We start from the raw sequence: 16,414 nt of genomic DNA on the forward strand, positions 1-16,414 counted from the left end.
TGTCAGCCGGGGAACTGATCTCCAAACATGAGGTACCCGCCGGCGGAACCTGAGCGCGTTGCCTCGTCCTGAATCACATCCCAGTGTTCGACCATCACACCGTCCTCCAGGCGCAGGATATCGACCACGACCCAGTTCGCAGGTTGACCGAGCCCAGTGAAGCGACCGTGCAACATGACAAAGTCGCCTTCAGCTACAGCCAACTGGCATTCGTAACGCATATCGGGCGATCCTGCGGCGACCAGTTCGAACAGACCCTCGCGACCCGGGGGCACATGGGCACTGTGCTGGATATAGGCGGGTGACCAGAAGCGCTCGGCTGCCGCCAGATCCTTGCGATTGAACAGGGTGGCGAAGCCTTCGAGGACGATGGCCTTGTTCTCGGCGGGGGTACGTGAAGTCATAGTCGGGACCCTGCTAACAATGTAAAGGGCTGGTGGCTGAAGGGAATCGCCTTGAAATCAATGTGGGCCTGGCCATTCTGATGCAGTCGCGATCAACCGAAAGCCGGTCCGTTTGCAATCATGTCGTTGAACCCGTTGACCCAGGCATGCTCGTTCGGGCCAGGATTGGCGCGCATGGCTTCGGCTGGAGCGACGAGGATTTCATCGGCACCGCTTTCGAACTGTTTCATCGCCTCCGAGATGAATTGGTCCAGGGGAATGGCGCGTTCCTCCTCGCTGCTGTCGAGCAACTCGGTACGTACCCACGGTGGTGCGATCTCGACCAGTTGAACCCCGTGTTCGCGTAGCAGGTAGCGCTGTGACAGGGTGTAGGAGTGCAACGCAGCCTTGGTCGCCGAGTAGACCGCCGTCACGGCCATCGGCACGAAACCGGGCACCGAGGAAACGTTGACGATGACCGCATCCGGCCTGGCCTTCAGATGCTCGACCAGCGCCGAGGTCATGCGGATCGGCCCCAGCAGGTTGGTGGTGACGGTCGACAGGGTAAGCTCATCGTCCACCGGACCTTCGGCATGATCGAGCAGCATGATGCCGGCATTGTTGATCAGCACGTTGAGCCCAGGGTAATGGGCGATGAGGTGCTGCGCTGCAGCCTGGATGCTGGCCGTGTCGTTGATGTCGAGCTCGATGGCTGCCATGCCGGGGTTGGCGTCGAGCGTCTGCTGCAGTCGCTCCTTGCGCCGTCCTGAGATGATCACTTGATTGCCGAGTTTGTGGAAAGCTTCGGCCAGGCCCTGGCCGATGCCAGAGCCACCACCAGTGATGAAAATGGTATTGCCGGTCATACGCATCACGCTTCTCCTGGGGAGATGAAGTAAGGAAATGCCGCCACGAACGAACACGGCGAGCGATGTGTCGTGCAGGCAGTGACGCTAAGTTGGCAGCTTCGGCGTGAACCGAGTAGCCACTCTTGTTCGCTATCATTTATGTAAGGGATGCATAGGTATTGCTGCACTGTGCCGACCTGAAGCTAGCTTGAAATGCTGCTTCCCTCGCCAACCAGGCTGACGACAAGATGTTCGATCAGGGCGCGGCCGGCACTGCGGGTTCGCGGGCCGTGGGGGAAGTAGGCATGCACAGGTACGGATTCGGTTTCCCAATCGGTGAGCAGCGCGACCAGTTCACCGCTTTCCAGCTCGCGCCGACACGCCCATGCCGTGGTCGAGGTGATCCCCAGGCCGGCAGTTGCCGCCGCGACAGCGCCTTCGTTTTCGTCGGTCGAGAAGTGTGCCTCAAGCGGAATCGTCCTGGTCTCGCCATCGCGTTTGAACATCCACCCGCTCGGAACCGTCGAGGCTGGACCTGCGATGATTCGGTGGGATTGCAGGTCCTCAGGTGTAGTCGGCTCCCCAGCTGCGCGCAGGTAGGACGGTGAGGCGAGAATGAACCGGGGGATCGTCATGATTTGACGGCTCGTTGCACTGGAATCCACCAGCCGTCCCAGCCTGATCGCAACATCGATAATTTCCCGCACCAGATCCTGCCAATGGTCGGCGAGCAGGACCTGGATATGCAGGTTGGGGTGTATCGTCGCGAACGGCGCGATACGCGGAATGATTTCCCGTACACCGATGCTCGTAGGCATGCTGATCCGCACGACGCCACGCAGTTCTCCGCCGCCGCGAACGCTTTGCTCGGCTTCTTCCACTGCGGTGAGGATCGGCTCCATGCGAGCCAGAAAATCTGCGCCTGCCTCAGTCGGTACGACGGCACGTGTCGATCTCGCCAGCAACAGGGTGCCGAGATCGGTTTCCAGCTCGGCCACAATCCTGGAAACCTGGGATTGAGAAAGGCCCACTTCGCGTGCCGCAGCGGAAAAACTGCCCAGTCGCGCCACCCTTGTGAAAAGCCTGTAGGAGAAAAGGTCCTTCATGCGCTCGGATCGCTACTTGGGTGGGTGTTTTTTTGGGGGGGGGGAGGGGAAGGTAACCGGGGCACTATGGCCCCAGTTACCCGTGGTGCAAATTATCACGCAACTTCAGTATGGAAAGGATAGTCCGTGTAACCCGCTTGCGTGCCGCCAAAGAATGACTCGCGGTCGTACGGGTTCAGTGGCCAGCCGTTGCGCAGGCGTTCTGGCAAGTCAGGGTTGGCGATGAAGTGGCGGCCGAAAGCGACCAGGTCTGCATCGCCGGCCTCGAGGATCGCGTTGGCTGATTCACCGGAGAAACCGCCTGCCGCGATAAGGGTGCCCTTGTAGTGCTGGCGGATGAGTTGGGACGCCACCGGATTCTGGTCCCTGCGCTCGTCTTCGGCGACTCCCAGGATACGCGGCTCGATCAGGTGCAGGTAGGCGAGGTCCAGCTTGTTCAGCTCACGCGCGACATAGGTGAACAGGCCAATGGGGTCGCTGTCGGACATATCGCCGAAATTGCCGCTCGGCCCCAGACGCACTGCCACCCGATTGCTGCCCCAGACGGAGATCACCGCCTCTACCGCTTCCAGCAGGAACCGGCTGCGGTTTTCGAACGAGCCACCGTAGATATCCGTACGTTTGTTACTGCCGTCCTGGAGGAATTGATCGAACAGGTAGCCGTTGGCCGAGTGCAGCTCCACGCCGTCGAATCCGGCTGCGATACCGCGTTCGGCCGCGGCGCGGAAGCTTTCCACCAGTCCGCGGATTTCCGCGATGGTCAATTCCCGCGGCGGGCTGCCAGGGGTCCAGCCGGTCTCGGTGAAGGCGAGGCCACCGTGTTCCACGACGGAAGGTGCCACCGGCTGTGCGCCGTTCGGCTGCAAGAGGCTATTGGACTGGCGCCCCGCATGATAGAGCTGCAGAAAGATTTTGCCGCCCTTGGCATGCACTGCGTCGGTCACGAGTTTCCAGCCGGCGATCTGGCTGTCGTCATACAAATCGGGAGCGCCGAGGTAGCCGTTACCATTGGCTGCGGCGATAGTCGCTTCGCCGATGAGCAGACCACCGGCGCTGGTACGCTGGGCGTAGTACTCGGCCATCAATGGGCCAGGGATGGCACCCGGCTCGGCACGCATACGGGTCAGTGGCGCCAGAACGACGCGATGGGAAATCTGGTATGGGCCTATCTGGATGCTGGTATGCAGTTTGGACATGACAACGATACCTATCAATGTTGGGATGGGTGCAATCTAGGCGTAAAGTTCGTGGAGAAAAACATCCCGCGATGCCGAACATTTCGGATGGTTTTTCCGTAATCCCGCCCTGTTGGTGGGGCTCTGCCGGAGCAAGCAGAAAAGTGATGGAAAGTCTGAGTGGCATCTCGATGTTCGTGCAGGTTGCCGAAACGCGCAGCTTTACCGAGTCCGCCCGCCAGTTGGGGGTGTCGTCCTCGACCGTGGGCAAAACCATCGCCCGCATGGAGGAGCGCTTGCATGTACGGCTGTTTCATCGCAGTACACGCAGTATCACGCTGACCGCCGAGGGGACCCTGTTCCTTGAGCGATGCCGCCGTATCCTCAGTGAGGTCACCGCTGCAGAGACCGAGCTGTCAGGCCTGGCTGGCAATCCACGTGGGCGGCTTCGGGTGGGCTCTCCGCTACTGGGCGACCTGATGATGCCGGCCTTTGACGGGTTCATGGAGCGGTATCCGGAAGTCGAACTGGATATCGATTTTTGCGACCGCATGGTCGATGTGATCGAGGAGGGGTTCGACGTGGTCATTCGGACCGGCGAGCAAACCGATTCTCGCTTGACTGCGCGCCGCCTCGGTTCCTGTGCACATGTGCTGGTAGCGTCACCGACGTATCTTGAGCGGCATGGTGTACCCGCTTATCCGCGTGAACTGGAACGCCATGCATGCCTGCAGCACAAATTCCCCGCGACGGGAAAGCTGGAGCGTTGGCCGCTGCGGCTCGAAGCCTCCGAGGCTGAATTGGTGCTGCCCGCCACGATGACGTCGAACACGATCGAGCCTCTTGCCTATGCCGCAGTCCGGAGCAGGGGCATTGCCTTTCTGCCAACCTTCCTGGTGCGCGAAGCGCTGGAAAGCGGCCAGCTGGTCACCGTGCTGGACGATTACATAGACCGCCAGGTCGTCTTCTGGATGCTGTGGCCAGCCAGCCGTTATGCCTCGCCGAAGTTGCGCGTTTTCATTGACTACATGAGTGCGCACTTGCGCATCTGATTGCTCACGCCGGCAGCGACCGGCGCACGCCGTCGCGGTTTGAGCCTGATATCGCTTACGCCCTTTCGAGCAAGTGTTCCAGGAACAATACCGCCGCGACCGACAACGCCTCTCGCGACCTTACGCACACGCTCAGTTCACGGGAGGCCCACGGCTCATCCAGCCTGATCGCCTTCGCACCGTCCATTTTGTAAATCGCCGCGCTCCCCTCGGGCATGATGCCAATGCCCAGGCCGGCCTGAACCATCAGGCATAGCGCGTCGTAGCTGGAGACTTCCATGCGGATTTTCAGCGACCGCCCCAGGTCGTTGGCCGCCTTGATCAACTGAAAGTTGAGATGAGTGCCGCTGCGCAAGGCGATGTATTCGTGATCCAGGGTTTCGCTGAATTTGACCGAGCGGCGTGTCGCCAGTGGATGCCCAAGGGGCACAAGCAACACCAGGCGATCGGTACGAAACGGGAAAACCTCGATATCGGCACCGTGCGGAAGACGGGTGAAGATGCCAATGTCGGTGCGATTTTCCGACACCGCCTTGGTGATGGCCAGGCTTTGCCTTTCTTCGAGGCTGATGTTGATCAGTGGGTACAGTTCCATGAACGACTTGATCAGGCCCGGGAGGAATTGGGTGATGGCGGAAATATTGGCCAGGACATGCACAGAGCCACGGCGGCCATGGGAGTAGTCACGCATCTGCACGACGATTTCATTGAGGTTGTTCAATGCACTGCGAGCCATGAACAGTAGCGACAGACCGGCGTCGGTCGGGGTGATGCCTTTGTTGGTGCGATTGAGCAGTTTCGAGTCGAGCAGTTCTTCCAGCTCGCTGAGCCGTTTGCTGACCGCCGCCGCGGCGATGTGTTCGCGTTTGGCGGCGGCAGCAATGGTGCCCTCTTCAACGACGCTGACAAAGAGTCGCAACGAGACCGGATCGAGTTTCATGGGAGGTACCGGTTTGGCCTGAATGGCCAGCATAGTACCTCCTTGGGCATCGGTTCAAAACGCCCCGGACAACAGGTGGCCGGCGTTGGGTACTTGCGCCTTGAGGCCAAGGGTTTTCAACATCTGGTAAACGGTGGCGACCGATGCCGACAGCACAGGTTTGTCGAGGCGATCCTGGACAAGCTGGATCGCCGGTAGCGACGGCATTTGCACGCAGCAGGACAACACCACGCCATCGGCCTGGCCAATGTTCAGCCGGTCGGCGTGAGCCAGCAGATTCATCGGGTCCAAACGCCCGACTTCGAGGTTGTCGGAAACCTCCAGGCTGATGGAGTCGACCACTTCGATACCGGCCGCTTCGATGTAGTCGATGACCTGTTGGGTCAGCGGCTTCATGTACGGCGTGATGATCGAGACTTTCTTGTAGTCGAGCATTTGCAAGCTATCGATCAGCGCACCGGCGGAGCTGAGTACCGGAGCGGTCGATTGATTGGACGCCACGGTTTTACTCAGGCGATCCTGCGAGACTTTGTGATAGCCCGCGCCTTGGCACATGATTGCCACCAGGCAGGCATAGGCCATGACATCCACTCGCGCATCGCTCAATTCCAGCGCGCAACGGTCGCTGTCGATGTCCATCTTCCTAAGCTCTTCAGGGCTGACGTGCATCATGCGCATGCGTGACGAGTGAAAGGTAAAGTGCTCTTCGGGAAACAGTTCGTAGCGTGAAGTCAGCATGGCCGGGATTTCGGTTTCCATCGTCGTGTTGGAACTGGGGACGATTTGGCCGATGCGAAAATTTTTCATGGTTTTTTCCTTTGAACGGTCGGGTCAGTTGCCGCTGGTGAGTTGAACGCCTTTGGTTTCCTGCAGCGTAAACACCATGACGGCGGCGATGACGTAGGAAACGGAGGCAAGGGAAATGGTGGCGGTGAAGCCGATGAGCGGGATCAGCACCGGGACCAGCTTGATGCCGGCGATGGCACCGACCCGGCCAAAGTTGAAACAGAATCCCGACGCAGTTGAACGAATGCTGGTCGGGAACAACTCCGAGTACCAGGCGCCGAACCCGCTGAAATAACCGGTGAAGAAGCCCAGCAGTGCCGCCAGCGAACCGAGGGCAATGACGTTCTGGGTGGTGAACAGCAGCTTGCCGTCCGTCAATGGCATCAAGGTCGCCGAGTAGGCAAACACCGGCACCATGATCGCCATGCCGCCAAAAAACACCGCGAACGACAAGCGACGGCCGATGCTTTCGGCCAGGTAGCCGTAGGCCAGGTAACCGATGGTGGCGCCGATACCGATCCAGATGACAAACACCGGAGCCTGATCGATGCGCACATTCAGAATGCTCTGCAGATAAGCCGGCATGAAGGTGGTGATGATCCAGTAACCGTACATGCCCAGAACCGAAATGCTCAGGCCCAGCAGGGTCACTTTCAGGTATTGCGGGCGGAAGATTTCCATCAGTCGGCCCTTGTCGCTGTTACGCCGCATGAACTCGCGGTTGGCCAGCCAGACCGGTGATTCCTTGACGAACAGCCAGATGAACACCAGGGTGAAATACGCCGGGATCGAGGCGTAGATGAACAAACTGCGCCAGGATTCAGGGTTGCCGCCATCGAGGAACGTCCAGGCGAAAATCGCCGCCAGCAGACCACCACCCGACCAACCAGTCTGCATCACCGCGAAGGCCTTGGCGCGACCGGCCGCAGGCCAGATCTCGGACACCAGCGCCGCCGCGGCGGACCACAAGCCACCGACGGCGATACCGACACAGAAGCGGAACACATTGAGCTGCCACAGGCTGTCGGCAAAAGCACAGAGCAAGGTGCCGGTGCCATAGACGAACACCGACAGCATCATGGTTTTCTTGCGGCCGATCTTGTCGGAAATATTGCCGAGGAAGAAACCACCGATACCGGTGGCCAGCAGAAACCAGGCAACCGTGGAGACCACGTCGCCCAAACCGACGGCAAAGGTCTTGGCGACCGCCAGCAGGACAAAGCCGAAGATGGTGGCATCCAGCGCATCAAACAGCCAGGCGGCCCAGGAGCCACCCAGGGTCACGTAACGCTGGGTGGCGGTGAGTTGAGCGACTCTGTCGACGACAGGCGCTTGCGCCGTGGAACTGGCGGCCAGGGTTTTCATGGTTCAACCTCGCGGGTTTGCGTTTTTATTCTTGGAGCTCGTGTGCCGAGTGGTGAATGGCAGCCAAGTGGTCATGTGCGACCGATGTTAGGAGAGGTAAAAGCCGTTCGTATATCAGCCATTCACGAGCCTGCCATCGCGGGTGACGATGGCAGTGAGGGGGTGTAAGAGAAGATCGCAATCGGCAGTCTGTGTTGGCTATCTGTTCTACCTGGGGCCCAGGCAGTTGTTCAAAAAGAGCCCGATGCCAGCGAACGGTATGCAGGATGGCTTGAAGAAGAGCAGGCCCACTCACTAAAAGCGATGGCGTCGGCGATGGGCTTCATCACGGCGGTTACCAGCACGGCGTTGCCGATCAGAAATACTTGAGCCAGCCAATATCGCGACGACGCGCCTTCAGTGCAGCGAACCAGCGCACCGGTAAATACAGCGATGTGGCCAGGAGCATCGCCGTCAGCCACACAGCCCAAATGCCGTCGAAACCGAAGTAGTTACCCTGGTTCAAACCAAACAGTGCGACGCCGATCAGATACAGCACTTTCAGTACGTAAAGGTGAAGCAGATAGAAGAACATGGGGGCCGCTCCAAATACCGCCAGGGTGCTGATCCACTTGCGTTGCTGAGCGCGTTCAAAGCCGAGAAGCAGTAACAACCCCACCCCTAGAGTCAGGGCAAGGAACAGCAGGGAAGGTGGATATTTTGTGATGTTGAAAAAACTCAGCAAGCTTTGTGCGGTGCTTTCGTAGGCCACCCAATGGGCTTCGCCATAACCATTGGCAAGGCGCAATGCCAGGAAGCCTGTCAACGCTGCAATGCCTGCCAGCAACAGGTTGCGTTGACGCAGGGTGACGCAGGCCGAACGAGCAAACCAGGGGCCGATGCAGTAACCCAGGGCGATCACCCCGATCCAGGGCAGAACAGGGTAGGAGGTTCGCAACCTAAGCCCTTCGGATACGTCGATCCAGCCGCGATCATGGAGAACCGCCCAAGGCACGTGCATCGTTGTACCGACCGGGAAGTGCAGACCATCGAGCAGGTTGTGCCCGGCGACGATGAGCAAGGCCAGGGCAAACAGGATTGGCCTTGGCAGCCAGACCAGTAGGGCGAGGGCAATCATGCTGACGCCGATGGCCCAGATCACCTGCATGTAAATCACTGTGGGTGGGAACTGGAATGTCCAGGCGAAACTCACCAAGGTGAACTCCAGCAGCACCAGGAACAACCCGCGCTTGAACAGGAAAGTGGAGATGTCGCTCTTGCCCTGGTGTTTTTCGCCGTACAGGTACGCAGACAGTCCAGTGAGCAGTACGAACACGGGGGCACACAGATGAGCGAGTGTCCGGCTGAAAAACAATGCCGGTTCGGTCGTCTCGATCCCCATCGGGTCAGCGACCTGGCGGTGCAGGAAGAAAGTCTCTCGCACGTGATCCAGCAGCATGAACAGGATCACCCATCCCCTGAGGGCATCGACGGACAACAGACGTTGGTTTAGGCGCGTAACGGGCGGAATGTGAACAGATATCGTCATTGGAAATCGCAGGCTTGGGGTGAATTGCTCTGCCAGACAACGCTGACAGCTCTATAGCGTTATTATATAACGTTGCGATATATTCTGTCCCGTTGCCTTTCGAATGTCGCTCCTTCGGGCCAATGAGATCCGGCTGCACCTTGTTTTCTGATGCAGGAAGCCGGTCAAAAAACCACTTGTTTGAAAAGTCCCAAGTATTCGAGTGCCAACATGTTCTGTGGCTGCTTGTGCATCGCCCAAAGGGTGCTGACTTCAGGGGGCAGTCTGACCCCATAGTTTCGATATAGCCTGAAGCCAGTATCTTATTCCATATAAGTAGTACAATAGCTTTTTATAGTGCGTTTTAATCTAATCAGATTTTTACAACTGATTGGAGCTTCGTACTTGAAAACCACGGCATTGTTGTCCTTGGGCCTGGCGTTGGCCGCCAGTTGCTCTGCGGCTTTTGCAGGCCCCATCCTGGATCGAGTGACAAAAAAAGGGGAGTTGACCGGCGTACTGATGGAAAGTTATCCGCCGTTTTCTTTTCTCAATAAGCAGAACCAGTTGGACGGGTTTGACGTGGATGTCGCCAAGGCGGTTGCCCAGCGCCTTGGCGTCAAACTCAAACTGGAGACCCCGTCGTGGGATGTGATCGCTGCTGGCCGCTGGAGTGGACGTTATGACATCTGCGTCTGCTCGATGACCCCGAGTAAAGCCCGTGCCGAAGTGTTCGATTTCCCGGTCGAGTATTACCAGTCACCCGCGGTGATCGTGGTGAATGCCAAGGATAAAGACATCACTGCGGGCAAAGACTTGTCCGGCAAAAAAGTCGGTGTGATCAGCGCGTCGACTTACGAAGCCTACTTGAACAAGGATCTGGTCATCGAAGGCGCTGAGGACAAACCGTTGAGCTATCCATTCGATAATGTCCAGGTGGCACCCTACGACAACGAGACAGTGGCCTTCCAGGATCTGGCACTGGGTACGGGCGTGCGTCTGGATGCCATGGTCACCAACCTCATCACAGCGCGCGAGCGTATTGCCCAGGATCCTCGCTTCAAGATTGCCGGCGATACGCTCTACGCCGAACCGAACGTCGTGGCGATCGAGAAGGGTGATCCGCAATGGAATGCCAAAGTCACCGAGGTCATCACCCAACTCAAGTCTGACGGTACGCTGAGCAAGATTTCGCAGAAGTGGATCGGTGCCGATATCAGCCAATGACAGCCCTCAATCCACACCCCGCCAAGGCGACTGTCGCACCCGAAGCCGAGCCACGCCGCTTGAGCCGGTTTTTTGATTTTCGCACTCGCCTGTATTTGACGTGGGCGGCGCTGTTCGGCTTGTGCGTCATGTTCTTCATGAGCTTCGATCTGAAGTTCTCGATCATTCTGGAAAAGTGGCCGAATCTGGTCGGCCTGCATCCGGGGCCGAACGGTTTCCTGCAGGGTGCCGCACTGACGCTGTTTCTGTGCTTCTGCTCGATCTGGCTGTCACTGCTCCTGGGTTTCGTGACGGCGCTGGCGCGTTTGTCACGCAGTGCCGTGGCTTTCGGTATTGCGAGCTTTTACGCCTCTTTTTTTCGCGGTACACCGCTGCTGATTCAAATTCTCCTGATCTACCTGGGTTTACCGCAGCTGGGCGTAGTTCCCGGAGCCATCAGTGCCGGCATCATTGCGCTCTCGCTCAATTATGGGGCCTACCTCAGCGAGATCTTTCGTGCCGGCATCCTGGCCGTAGCACCTGGGCAGCGCGAAGCGGCGATGGCGCTGGGTCTCAGGCCGACGGCGACGTTTCTGCACATCGTCCTGCCGCAAGCCATGCGCACGATCATTCCTCCGACCACCAGCCAGTTCATTTCAATGCTCAAGGACTCCTCGCTGATCTCGGTGATGGGCGTCTGGGAGGTGATGTTCCTGGCGCAGTCCTATGGGCGGTCTTCTTATCGCTATATCGAAATGCTCACCACCGCGGCCGTCATCTATTGGCTGCTGTCCATCGGGCTCGAGTTGATTCAGCACCGCCTCGAACGCCACTACGGCAAAGGTTTCAAGCATCAGCGGTGACCCGCCCGGTTTAATCACTTATTTACAGGAACCACTATGTCCGATCCAAAACCTCTGCTGTTTGCACTCTACGAGCAGGCCAGTGTCGGTTGCGGCGGTGCGCCAAGCCTGTGGACGCACCCGGCTGACGAGCGACTGACCATCAACTCTCTTGGCTACTGGTCGAACCTGGCACGCATTGCCGACCAGGCTCACCTCGACATGCTGTTTTTTGGTGATGTGCTGGGTTTCTACGATGTATTTGGCGGCAATGCCGATGCGGCCATGAAATGGGCGGTAGAAGCACCGGCGAACGATCCCTTGATGATCATCCCGGCTTTGGCTGCCATGACGGAAAACCTGGCCTTTGGCGTCACCGTCACCACCAGCTACGAACATCCGTTTACCCATGCCCGGCGCTTCAGCACGCTGGATCACCTCACCAATGGCCGGGTCGGCTGGAACATCGTCACGTCTTACCTGTCCAGTGCCGCCCGCAACTTTGGCCTGGAGCAGATGATCAGGCACGATGACCGCTATGAGCGCGCCGAAGAGTTTCTCGATGTGGTCTACAAACTCTGGGAAGGCAGTTGGGCCGACAACGCCGTGATCGCGGACAGGTCGCGCCAACTCTACGCTCGGGGTGATCGTGTGCGGCCGATCAACCACGTCGGTGAGCATTACCGGGTGGCCGGGCCGCACTTGACCTCGCCATCGCCGCAGCGCACGCCGTTGTTGATTCAGGCCGGTTGGTCGGGACGCGGACGTGAGTTTGCGGCCAAGCACGCCGAGCTGATCTTCATTGCCAAGTCCAACCCGCAGGAAATTCGTCAGGGGCTGGAAGAAATCTGGGCCAAGGCTCAGGTACGCGGTCGTCAGCGTGAGGATGTGAAATCACTGACGGTGCTGCGTATCGTCACAGCCAAGACCGAGATCGAAGCTCAGCGCAAATATGATGAACTGCAAAGCAACTATCGATTGCAGGCCCAACTGGTCAGTTACGCGGGTGACACCGGCATCGACATCAGCCGCTACGCCGAGGGTGATGCACTTTCCACCCACACCGAAGGCATGACCTCCTATGTGATGCGTCCCGATGGCAGTGGCAAACCCTTGACCGCTGGTGACGTCAAACAACGGTTTGCCAACGTCACCCGAGGCAGCGATCTGATCCTGGTGGGCACCCCTCGACAGGTGGCCGAGCGCATTGAGGAGCATGCGCGAATCTCCGGCACCAGTGGTTACATGCTCAATCCGCTGATCAGCCCCGGAAGCCTTGAGGACTTCGTCGAACTGATCATCCCCGAACTGCAAAAACGTGGGCTGTACCGTACTCAACCGCAAAGCGGCACCTTGCGTTCGCGGTTACGGGCCGATGGTTCAAGTCTCTTGCCGGCGTCGGCCTATGGGGCCTCGTTCCGTTTCGACAAGGCTCTTTAGAGGGTATGGGGCGATTCGCCCCATACACTGCGTGCACCTTCGGCATTCAATGCCCGCGGCTGCTGCGAATCAACTCATAAGCCCGACGCACCAGAGGATTAAGCGTATTGGGTCGAATCCACAGGTGGTAAGTTTCACTGTCTCACTTACGTGAGCCTCCAGCGCCAATAGCGTCCGGATACGACCTTGAGCTTCGTCCCTCGCTCGTTTGTTCGGAGCCAATAACTCCGCGATCTGTCGAAACTCGCGATCTGCGAGAACATCGAAACCTGGCACCGCAGTAGTGGATAACGGCAGGACACGAAGCGGGAGACTGACTTCGTTCGTCCTGGATCGTCGTGCCCATTGAATACCTCCAGCCCCGGCGCAGGGAGGCGATGGCCATATTCATGAGCGTTCGGGCTTCGCGCTTCAGCTTCATCGATCTGCATCCATGTGCTGATGAAGATCAGTGGGGAAAAACAGCGCCAACCCTAGAGAATCCAGGGTTTCAACGAGTTCGTGATTCGGTTGTCTCCCATGGGGAGGCAGCATCTCTTCGCTCAGCGTGACGAAAGCGATGTTAAAATATGTGAACTCAAAAAAATACTTCACATAATCCGTTCATTGGTGGATTATCTACCCAGCCGGCATGACAACCTGATAACACAACAACAGGACTGCCTTGATGTTCGATGAGATCCCGACTCACGTCCTGAACGACAGCGCCATCGGTGCTGATCCTGTCTGCCGACGCCCTATCTACAACGCGGCCAACGTCTGCGCCTTGCAGGTATTGAAGCAGTCGCTGCTTTTCCTCTGGAGTACCCCATGAATAACAAGAATGTCGGTGTAGTCGGTCTGGGCGCGATGGGGCTGGGCATTGCCCGCTCGTTGTTGCGCAACGGTTTCAATGTGCATGCCTGTGATGTGCGCACTGCCGTAACAGAGCAGTTCGCCGGGGAGGGCGGTGTGGCTTGCCTGTCACCGTCGCACATGGCTGCCGAGTGTGACGTGATCATTACCGTGGTGGTCAACGCCGAGCAGACCGAGACCGTTTTGTTTGGTGAGGGCGGGGCCGTGGCCCGTCTGCGGCCGGGTAGCCTGGTGATCGGCTGCGCCACAGTCGCTCCGACCTACGCCGTGGACCTGGGCCAGCGCCTGGCTGCGCTGGGTTTGCTCTATCTGGATGCACCGATTTCCGGTGGCGCCGCCAAGGCTGCCGCTGGCGAGATGACCATGATGACCTCGGGCCCGGCCGACGCCTATGCCAAGGCCGAGTCGATCCTGGCGGGTATGGCCGGCAAGGTTTATCGCCTGGGCGACGTCCATGGCCTGGGTTCGAAGGTCAAAATCATCAACCAGCTTCTGGCCGGGGTGCATATTGCCGCTTCCGCCGAAGCCATGGCGCTGGGCCTGCGTGAAGGGGTCGATGCCGATGCGCTGTACGAGGTGATCACCCACAGCGCCGGTAATTCCTGGATGTTCGAAAACCGCGTGCCGCACATTCTCAAGGCTGACTACACGCCGTTGTCCGCAGTGGATATTTTCGTCAAGGACCTGGGGCTGGTGCTGGATACCGCCCGGGCCAGCAAATTCCCGCTGCCGCTGTCGGCCACCGCTCACCAGATGTTCATGCAGGCATCCAGTGCCGGCTTCGGCCGTGAGGATGATTCGGCGGTGATCAAAATTTTCCCGGGCATCGAATTGCCGACTGCCAAGCCTGAGCCCGTTTGAGGAACACCCCATGACTACATCCACTGCACGCCCGCTGCTGGGCTGCATCGCCGACGACTTCACCGGTGCCACGGACCTGGCCAACATGCTGGCGCGCGGCGGTATGCGCACCGTGCAAAGCATCGGTATCCCGAGCGCGGACATTGCCGCCGGGCTTGATGCCGACGCCATCGTCATTGCCCTGAAGTCGCGTACCACGCCGGTCTCCGAAGCGGTCGAGCAGTCTCTCGCCGCGTTGGCCTGGCTGCGCGAGCAAGGGTGCGAGCAGATCTTTTTCAAATATTGCTCGACGTTCGACTCCACCGCGGCCGGCAATATCGGCCAGGTCAGCGAAGCGCTGCTGGCCGCACTGGGTAGCGACTTTACCCTGGCCTGCCCGGCGTTCCCGGAAAATGGCCGGACGATCTTTCGCGGCCACTTGTTTGTGCAGGATCAGCTGCTCAGCGAGTCGGGCATGCAACATCACCCGCTGACGCCGATGAGCGATGCCAATCTGGTTCGGGTCCTGCAATCACAGACCCGCCTGAATGTCGGTCTGTTGCGCTACGACACCATTGCCCGTGGCACAGAGCAGGTGAGGGTACGCATCGCAGAGCTGAGGGCGCAGGGTGTCGGCATGGCGATCGCTGATGCCTTGTCGGACAGCGATCTGTACACCCTCGGTACTGCCTGCGCCGATTTGCCTTTGTTGACGGGCGGTTCGGGGCTGGCCTTGGGCTTGCCGGAAAATTTCCGTCGGGCCGGCAAGCTGCGCGACCTCGATGCCGCGAAACTCCCGGCGGTGTCAGGCCTGGAAGTGGTGTTGGCCGGTAGTGCTTCGATCGCGACCAATGGACAGGTGGCGGCCTGGCTCGAAGCGGGTCGACCGGCCTTGCGCATTGATCCGTTGGCCTTGGCTGCTGGTGAGCCGGTGGTGGCGCAAGCCTTGGCCTTTGCTCGCGATAACGAACAAACCGTATTGATCTACGCCACCTGCTCGCCGGAAGAGGTCAAGTCAGTGCAACAGCAACTGGGCATCGAGCAAGCCGGGAGTCTGGTGGAAAACGCCTTTGGCGAAATTGCCCAAGGGTTGCGCCAGAGCGGTGTGCGCCGCTTCGTGATCGCCGGCGGAGAAACCTCGGGCGCTGTGGTTCAGGCGCTGGGCGTACAGCTGCTGCAGATCGGCGCGCAGATCGATCCGGGTGTGCCGGCGACCGTCAGCAACTCTGACGAGCCCCTGGCGCTGGCACTCAAGTCGGGCAACTTCGGTGGCCGGGACTTCTTCAGCAAAGCCTTGAACCAACTTGCCGGACGTGTGCAATGACTACCGAAAACGCCTTGCGCGAAGAAATCTGTGAGGTAGGCCATAGCCTTTACCAGCGCGGTTACACCGTCGGCAGCGCCGGCAATATCAGCGCGCGCCTGGACGACGGCTGGTTGATCACCCCGACTGACGTCTGCCTCGGACGCCTCGATCCGGCGACCATCGCCAAGGTCAATCTGGCGGGTGAATGGGTGTCCGGTGACAAGCCTTCAAAAACCCTGGCGCTGCATCGCCAGGTCTACGACCGCAACCCGGGCGTCGGTGGCGTGGTGCATACCCACTCCACCCATCTGGTGGCGTTGACCCTGGCCGGTGTCTGGCAGGCGGGCGACATTCTGCCGCCCTTGACGCCGTATCAGGTCATGAAAGTCGGGCATATCCCCTTGATTGGCTACCAGCGACCGGGTTCGCCAAAAGTTGCCGAACAGGTCGCCCAACTGGCCAACAGCGTTCGCGGCGTGATGCTTGAACGCCTCGGCCCGGTGGTCTGGGAGAGTTCGGTGTCCAGGGCCAGCTACGCCCTGGAAGAACTCGAGGAAACCGCGCGGCTCTGGCTGATGAGCAATCCCAAGCCAGAGCCGCTCGATCGGGCGGCACTGGACGAGCTGCGAGAAACCTTTGGTGCGCACTGGTAAAGCGCTGGCTTAACACGACAGATCGATATCGCAAGCCTTGCCCGGGGGACGCACAGCAACTCTCGACGGACACGGCTTGCCTGAAAAAACAATAACAACAGGAAATCCAA

16 protein-coding genes are annotated in these 16,414 nt (G+C 59.1%); 8 read left to right on the forward strand and 8 right to left on the reverse strand.

Annotation, left to right across the window (positions count from 1 at the left end; genetic code table 11):
- Positions 1-2: 2 nt before the first annotated feature.
- From RS887_RS28555 to RS887_RS28570, 4 genes are all read right to left on the reverse strand, one after another.
- Positions 3-404 (reverse strand): ester cyclase, encoded by a 402-nt coding sequence (locus RS887_RS28555; protein ID WP_322618015.1) that lies wholly within the window; start codon positions 402-404, stop codon positions 3-5.
- 92 nt (positions 405-496) lie between these two features.
- Complete coding sequence (locus RS887_RS28560) at positions 497-1,255, reverse strand: SDR family oxidoreductase (RefSeq protein WP_322618016.1); 759 nt, start codon at positions 1,253-1,255, stop codon at positions 497-499.
- A gap of 179 nt (positions 1,256-1,434) precedes the next feature.
- Positions 1,435-2,337 carry a LysR family transcriptional regulator gene (locus RS887_RS28565; protein ID WP_322618017.1) on the reverse strand — a complete coding sequence of 301 codons (903 nt, stop codon included), beginning with the start codon at positions 2,335-2,337 and terminating at the stop codon, positions 1,435-1,437.
- Positions 2,338-2,432: 95 nt separating this feature from the next.
- Positions 2,433-3,533, reverse strand: a complete 1,101-nt coding sequence (locus RS887_RS28570) for an alkene reductase (protein WP_322618018.1) — start codon at positions 3,531-3,533, stop codon at positions 2,433-2,435.
- 146 nt (positions 3,534-3,679) lie between these two features.
- Between RS887_RS28570 and RS887_RS28575 the strand changes: the two genes are divergently transcribed.
- On the forward strand, positions 3,680-4,564 hold the full coding sequence (locus RS887_RS28575) for a LysR family transcriptional regulator (protein ID WP_322618019.1): 885 nt from the start codon (positions 3,680-3,682) through the stop codon (positions 4,562-4,564).
- Between the two features lie 55 nt (positions 4,565-4,619).
- On the opposite strand, the gene RS887_RS28580 is transcribed toward RS887_RS28575, so the two are convergent.
- From RS887_RS28580 to RS887_RS28595, 4 genes are all read right to left on the reverse strand, one after another.
- Positions 4,620-5,537: a LysR family transcriptional regulator gene (locus tag RS887_RS28580; RefSeq protein WP_322618020.1), complete on the reverse strand. Its 918-nt coding sequence runs from the start codon at positions 5,535-5,537 to the stop codon at positions 4,620-4,622.
- 21 nt (positions 5,538-5,558) lie between these two features.
- Positions 5,559-6,311: an Asp/Glu racemase gene (locus RS887_RS28585; RefSeq protein ID WP_322618021.1), complete on the reverse strand. Its 753-nt coding sequence runs from the start codon at positions 6,309-6,311 to the stop codon at positions 5,559-5,561.
- 24 nt (positions 6,312-6,335) lie between these two features.
- The gene (locus RS887_RS28590; protein ID WP_322618022.1) at positions 6,336-7,655 is read right to left on the reverse strand and encodes an MFS transporter; all 1,320 of its coding nucleotides are present in this window, start codon (positions 7,653-7,655) and stop codon (positions 6,336-6,338) included.
- 355 nt (positions 7,656-8,010) lie between these two features.
- Positions 8,011-9,183 (reverse strand): DUF1624 domain-containing protein, encoded by a 1,173-nt coding sequence (locus tag RS887_RS28595; RefSeq protein ID WP_322618023.1) that lies wholly within the window; start codon positions 9,181-9,183, stop codon positions 8,011-8,013.
- A 384-nt stretch (positions 9,184-9,567) separates the two neighbouring features.
- On the opposite strand from RS887_RS28595, the gene RS887_RS28600 reads away from it, so the two are divergent.
- The 7 genes from RS887_RS28600 (at position 9,568) to RS887_RS28630 (ending at position 16,304) form a co-directional block, all read left to right on the forward strand.
- The gene (locus RS887_RS28600; RefSeq protein WP_322618024.1) at positions 9,568-10,389 is read left to right on the forward strand and encodes an ABC transporter substrate-binding protein; all 822 of its coding nucleotides are present in this window, start codon (positions 9,568-9,570) and stop codon (positions 10,387-10,389) included.
- Entirely contained in the window at positions 10,386-11,231 is an 846-nt protein-coding gene (locus tag RS887_RS28605; RefSeq protein WP_322618025.1) for an amino acid ABC transporter permease, read from the forward strand. The genes RS887_RS28600 and RS887_RS28605 overlap by 4 nt, the downstream gene beginning before the upstream one ends.
- A 36-nt stretch (positions 11,232-11,267) precedes the next feature.
- Positions 11,268-12,650 (forward strand): LLM class flavin-dependent oxidoreductase, encoded by a 1,383-nt coding sequence (locus RS887_RS28610; protein WP_322618026.1) that lies wholly within the window; start codon positions 11,268-11,270, stop codon positions 12,648-12,650.
- A 667-nt stretch (positions 12,651-13,317) separates the two neighbouring features.
- Complete coding sequence (locus tag RS887_RS28615) at positions 13,318-13,464, forward strand: hypothetical protein (RefSeq protein WP_322618027.1); 147 nt, start codon at positions 13,318-13,320, stop codon at positions 13,462-13,464.
- On the forward strand, positions 13,461-14,366 hold the full coding sequence (gene ltnD / locus RS887_RS28620) for an L-threonate dehydrogenase (protein ID WP_057399507.1): 906 nt from the start codon (positions 13,461-13,463) through the stop codon (positions 14,364-14,366). The genes RS887_RS28615 and ltnD overlap by 4 nt, the downstream gene beginning before the upstream one ends.
- 10 nt (positions 14,367-14,376) lie before the next feature.
- Positions 14,377-15,669 carry a 3-oxo-tetronate kinase gene (otnK, locus tag RS887_RS28625; RefSeq protein ID WP_322618028.1) on the forward strand — a complete coding sequence of 431 codons (1,293 nt, stop codon included), beginning with the start codon at positions 14,377-14,379 and terminating at the stop codon, positions 15,667-15,669.
- A complete protein-coding gene (locus RS887_RS28630; RefSeq protein WP_322618029.1) occupies positions 15,666-16,304 on the forward strand; it encodes an aldolase in 639 nt (212 codons plus the stop codon). The genes otnK and RS887_RS28630 overlap by 4 nt, the downstream gene beginning before the upstream one ends.
- Positions 16,305-16,414: the final 110 nt, after the last annotated feature.

The organism is Pseudomonas sp. BIC9C (assembly GCF_034541995.1).
In the GTDB taxonomy this organism is placed as follows: Bacteria; Pseudomonadota; Gammaproteobacteria; order Pseudomonadales; family Pseudomonadaceae; genus Aquipseudomonas; species Aquipseudomonas fluorescens_CC.

What these genes read in the sequence shown, in the direction of transcription:
- otnK (WP_322618028.1), top strand. Translation starts at nt 14,377, where the DNA reads ATGACTACATCCACTGCACGCCCGCTGCTGGGCTGCATCGCCGACGAC.
- ltnD (WP_057399507.1), top strand. Translation starts at nt 13,461, where the DNA reads ATGAATAACAAGAATGTCGGTGTAGTCGGTCTGGGCGCGATGGGGCTG.
- RS887_RS28570 (WP_322618018.1), bottom strand. Translation starts at nt 3,533, where the DNA reads ATGTCCAAACTGCATACCAGCATCCAGATAGGCCCATACCAGATTTCC.
- RS887_RS28615 (WP_322618027.1), top strand. Translation starts at nt 13,318, where the DNA reads ATGTTCGATGAGATCCCGACTCACGTCCTGAACGACAGCGCCATCGGT.
- RS887_RS28575 (WP_322618019.1), top strand. Translation starts at nt 3,680, where the DNA reads ATGGAAAGTCTGAGTGGCATCTCGATGTTCGTGCAGGTTGCCGAAACG.
- RS887_RS28585 (WP_322618021.1), bottom strand. Translation starts at nt 6,311, where the DNA reads ATGAAAAATTTTCGCATCGGCCAAATCGTCCCCAGTTCCAACACGACG.
- RS887_RS28560 (WP_322618016.1), bottom strand. Translation starts at nt 1,255, where the DNA reads ATGCGTATGACCGGCAATACCATTTTCATCACTGGTGGTGGCTCTGGC.
- RS887_RS28555 (WP_322618015.1), bottom strand. Translation starts at nt 404, where the DNA reads ATGACTTCACGTACCCCCGCCGAGAACAAGGCCATCGTCCTCGAAGGC.
- RS887_RS28595 (WP_322618023.1), bottom strand. Translation starts at nt 9,183, where the DNA reads ATGACGATATCTGTTCACATTCCGCCCGTTACGCGCCTAAACCAACGT.
- RS887_RS28565 (WP_322618017.1), bottom strand. Translation starts at nt 2,337, where the DNA reads ATGAAGGACCTTTTCTCCTACAGGCTTTTCACAAGGGTGGCGCGACTG.
- RS887_RS28580 (WP_322618020.1), bottom strand. Translation starts at nt 5,537, where the DNA reads ATGCTGGCCATTCAGGCCAAACCGGTACCTCCCATGAAACTCGATCCG.
- RS887_RS28590 (WP_322618022.1), bottom strand. Translation starts at nt 7,655, where the DNA reads ATGAAAACCCTGGCCGCCAGTTCCACGGCGCAAGCGCCTGTCGTCGAC.
- RS887_RS28605 (WP_322618025.1), top strand. Translation starts at nt 10,386, where the DNA reads ATGACAGCCCTCAATCCACACCCCGCCAAGGCGACTGTCGCACCCGAA.
- RS887_RS28610 (WP_322618026.1), top strand. Translation starts at nt 11,268, where the DNA reads ATGTCCGATCCAAAACCTCTGCTGTTTGCACTCTACGAGCAGGCCAGT.
- RS887_RS28630 (WP_322618029.1), top strand. Translation starts at nt 15,666, where the DNA reads ATGACTACCGAAAACGCCTTGCGCGAAGAAATCTGTGAGGTAGGCCAT.